The organism is Pseudoxanthomonas mexicana (assembly GCF_010093385.1).
Taxonomy (GTDB): Bacteria; Pseudomonadota; Gammaproteobacteria; order Xanthomonadales; family Xanthomonadaceae; genus Pseudoxanthomonas_A; species Pseudoxanthomonas_A mexicana.
Genome location: NZ_PDWV01000102.1, coordinates 1 through 3,400, shown reverse-complemented (window position 1 = coordinate 3,400; position 3,400 = coordinate 1). Strand labels below are relative to the sequence as shown.

Annotated in this window: 3 protein-coding genes, 1 tRNA gene and 2 pseudogenes; 4 read left to right on the top strand and 2 right to left on the bottom strand. The window is 64.6% G+C overall.

The window, feature by feature from the left end; translation table 11 throughout:
- Positions 1-708, top strand: a pseudogene (locus CSC76_RS18730) (hypothetical protein); the annotation flags it as partial.
- A 422-nt stretch (positions 709-1,130) separates the two neighbouring features.
- Here CSC76_RS18730 and CSC76_RS18725 read toward each other — a convergent pair.
- Positions 1,131-1,207: transfer RNA gene (locus tag CSC76_RS18725), tRNA-Met, on the bottom strand.
- Positions 1,208-1,323: 116 nt separating this feature from the next.
- Between CSC76_RS18725 and CSC76_RS18720 the strand changes: the two genes are divergently transcribed.
- From CSC76_RS18720 to bfr, 3 genes are all read left to right on the top strand, one after another.
- On the top strand, positions 1,324-1,926 hold the full coding sequence (locus tag CSC76_RS18720; RefSeq protein WP_162111470.1) for an RNA pyrophosphohydrolase: 603 nt from the start codon (positions 1,324-1,326) through the stop codon (positions 1,924-1,926).
- Between the two features lie 67 nt (positions 1,927-1,993).
- Positions 1,994-2,206, top strand: coding sequence for a (2Fe-2S)-binding protein (locus CSC76_RS18715; protein ID WP_162111469.1), 213 nt, complete (start codon positions 1,994-1,996; stop codon positions 2,204-2,206).
- Between the two features lie 121 nt (positions 2,207-2,327).
- The gene (gene bfr, locus CSC76_RS18710) at positions 2,328-2,798 is read left to right on the top strand and encodes a bacterioferritin (protein WP_162111468.1); all 471 of its coding nucleotides are present in this window, start codon (positions 2,328-2,330) and stop codon (positions 2,796-2,798) included.
- A gap of 77 nt (positions 2,799-2,875) precedes the next feature.
- Here bfr and CSC76_RS18705 read toward each other — a convergent pair.
- Positions 2,876-3,208 (bottom strand): annotated as a pseudogene (locus CSC76_RS18705) (Hpt domain-containing protein); the annotation flags it as partial.
- Positions 3,209-3,400: the final 192 nt, after the last annotated feature.

The window sequence follows — 3,400 nt, the reverse complement described above, 5'->3', positions numbered from 1 at the left end:
CCATTGGCCCCCCTGCTGCCGCAGACGAGTCCGCCTGCCCCCAGTGGCCCAACTGCCGCAGTTGTGGAGGCTACCCCTACCTCCGAAGCGGCCCCGGTCGCCCCGGCCGCCTCCGCGACGGCTGCAGTGCTGCCGGCCCCCTTCGTCGTCCCCCAGCCGCCTGCGCCGCCCAATCAGGTGCAAGTCGCCAAGCGCCTGAGTAAGGCGAAGGAGGACGCAATCGCGATGCGGAAGTACCTGTGGCCGGATGTTGGTGACGACCAGCTTTGGCTGCTCAGTGATAAGCGAAAGAAGGGCTTCTCGTCGATGCCGCGAACAATGCCGATCCTGATGAACATGATCGGTGACGCATCAAAGCGAGTGGGGTCGAAGTCTATTCCGGCGGGCCGAGCCTACTTGGTGCTGTGGTGTCGCGTGTTTGGCGAAGGACTCGTCAAGATCGACAACGAGATGATCGCGGCGTCAGAGGCGGGATACGTTGGAGAGCGCAGCATTTCCACCTGGCGCGAACATCTGCGCGTTCTGAAGGAACTCGGCTTCATCGATTATCGCCCGGGCCCGGCAGGACCAGTGCAATTCATCCTGCTGCTCAACCCGTACACGATCGCGAAGCAGCTTCGCGCAAAAGGTTGGGTAAGCGAGAACCAATACACCGGTCTGTTCCAGCGCGCGATGGAAATCGGTGCAGGGCCTGATCTGGCCGATTGATGGAGGTGGCCATATGGCTGGGTTCAATAGGGACGACTTTTGGGCAGAGCTCGATGCTACCGACGAAGCCTTTGTTCGTCGAAAGTGTGCGACGGGCGGCTACTCGCCCGCGAAGCAGCGGGTGGTGAAGGAGTGGCTTGCGCTGCAGGATGCGAAGCGAAAGATGCAGTGGGAGGCGGCAGACAGGAGGGTTGTCGGTCGAACGGCCTTTTGGACGTCCGTCACCGCTTACGCGGCAACTTTGACGGCGCTCGCTGCAGTCGCGGCGCTGTTCGTGAAATAGCTGGCTGGCTCGGGGTTGCGTCCCGCCCCTTAAGCCTCCCTGAAGCCGCCTCCACCCCTCCCGTAAGCCCAAATCACGCCCAACAAAAAACCCGCCTCGCGGCGGGTTCTCTTCAACGCGTTGATTCCGCTCGGGAATCTGGTGGCTATGGGTGGACTCGAACCACCGACCCCAGCATTATGAGTGCTGTGCTCTAACCGGCTGAGCTACATAGCCGCGTGAACCGCGTATTCTTCATTTCGACCCCCTGCCTGTCAAGGCGGGCGGTCGCGCTTGTCGCCTGCGGCGGGGCGTGGCAGAGTCGGGGACAGTAGATTTCAGGAGTCCGCATCGTGATCGATCCGGACGGCTACCGACCCAATGTCGGCATCGTGTTGATGCGGCCCGATGGCCGGGTGTTCTGGGCACGGCGCGTGCGCCGGGATGGCTGGCAGTTCCCGCAGGGCGGCATGAACACGGACGAGACCCCGGTTGAGGCCATGTACCGCGAGTTGCGCGAAGAAACCGGCCTGTTGCCCGAACATGTGGAAGTTCTGGGCGTCACGCCCGGCTGGCTGCGCTATCGCCTGCCGCCCCGCGCCATCCGGCGTCACGAACGCCAGGTCTGCATCGGCCAGAAGCAGGTCTGGTTCCTGCTGCGCCTGGTGGGCGACGAAGCCCACCTGCGGCTGGACCTGACCGAGAGCCCCGAGTTCGACCACTGGCGCTGGGTGGACTTCTGGTACCCGCTTGAACACGTGGTGATCTTCAAGCGCCGCGTCTATGCCCGTGCCCTGGGCCACCTCGCCACCTTCGCCCGCTCCGTGGCCGGCCCCCAGGCCATCCCTGCCGCCTTGCCCGCTGCCGCCCCCCGCGTGCCGGACGGGGCGCGCCGTCGTGGCCGCGACCGGCCCGCACGTAAACGGGGCGGGACCGGCGAGCCCGCCAAGAATTGACAATCATTCTCATTCAAGGTGGAATGATCACGGGCCATCCCGTGCCCGCCGTCCTGCCGCCGACACCGTGTACGTCTGCATCTGCAATGGCGTGACCGACCGCCAGATCCGAGAAGCCGCCGCTGCCGGGTGCGCCACCGTGGCCGAACTCACTATGCGGACCGGCGCCGGCGCCACCTGCGGCAGCTGCCTGGAGATGGCGGCGGACATCCTGCAGGCGGCGCAACCGGCCCCGCGCGAGTCGCTGCTCCCGATCCTCACCCTGTCGAACGCCGCCTGACACGGCCGGCCGCGCCGCCGTCGGCGGGTCCCTGCGCGCCAAGATGATCACGATTCGCGTTCCGGCACCGGCGGCGTGCGCGGGCTAACCTGTGCCGTCCATCCGCCCACGGAGCATGGCCATGAAAGGCGACGCCAAGGTCATCGAGTACCTCAACAAGGCGCTCTACAACGAGCTGACCGCGATCAATCAGTACTTCCTGCACGCCAAGATGCTGAAGAACTGGGGCTTCAAGGAACTGGCCGAGCACGAGTACAAGGAATCCATCGACGAGATGAAGCATGCCGACAAGCTGTCGGAGCGCATCCTGTTCCTCGATGGGCTGCCCAATTTCCAGGCGCTGGGCAAGCTGCGCATCGGCGAGACGCCGCGCGAGATCCTCGAGTGCGACCTGGCGCTGGAACAGGAGGCGCTGCCGCCGCTGCGCGAAGCGATCGCATATTGCGAATCGGTGGCCGACTACGTCAGCCGCCAGCTGTTCGTGGACATCCTGGATTCGGAAGAGGAACACATCGACTGGCTGGAAACCCAGCTGTCGGTGATCGACCGCATCGGCGAGCCGAACTACCTGTTGACCAAGCTCGACGACTGAGGCGTTGCCGGCGCCGGCTGCGCCGGTGACGGCGGCCGCGCCTGCGGCGGCACCGGTAGTAGCGGCCGGCCCAGCTGCTGCGCCGCATAGCCCTGCAGCGCCATGCGCGCGCGCGCGTATTCGGCTATGACCAGCGCCACGGCGACGGCCGGGCGTTCCAGCTTGCGTGCACGCGCGCCCAGTTCCACCCGCTTGGCGGCGGCGGACAGGGCCATCGCACCGACATTGGCGCTGGACGACTTCAGCGTGTGCGCGGCATCGCGCATGGCGTCCAGGTCCGGTACCGCCGCGGCCTTCTCCAGCGTGCCGATCAGGCGCGGCGCATCCTCCAGGAAGATGGTGATGATGCGCGTGGTCTCGTCGCCCGCGATCTCGCGCAGTTCCTCCAGCATGGTCTGGTCCAGCACCGGGAAGCCTGTCTCTTATATACAACTTACACTCCCCACGATCCTACGCGCTGACATCTCGGGTTGAGCTGTTAGCCTTATCACTTAAACCAGTATAGCTAAGAACGATGTCGAAGAGATTGTGCGTGCATATACAACACGTTACGGATATGGTGGTTACAGTAAACATGACGTCATACTCTGTAAGTCATGATG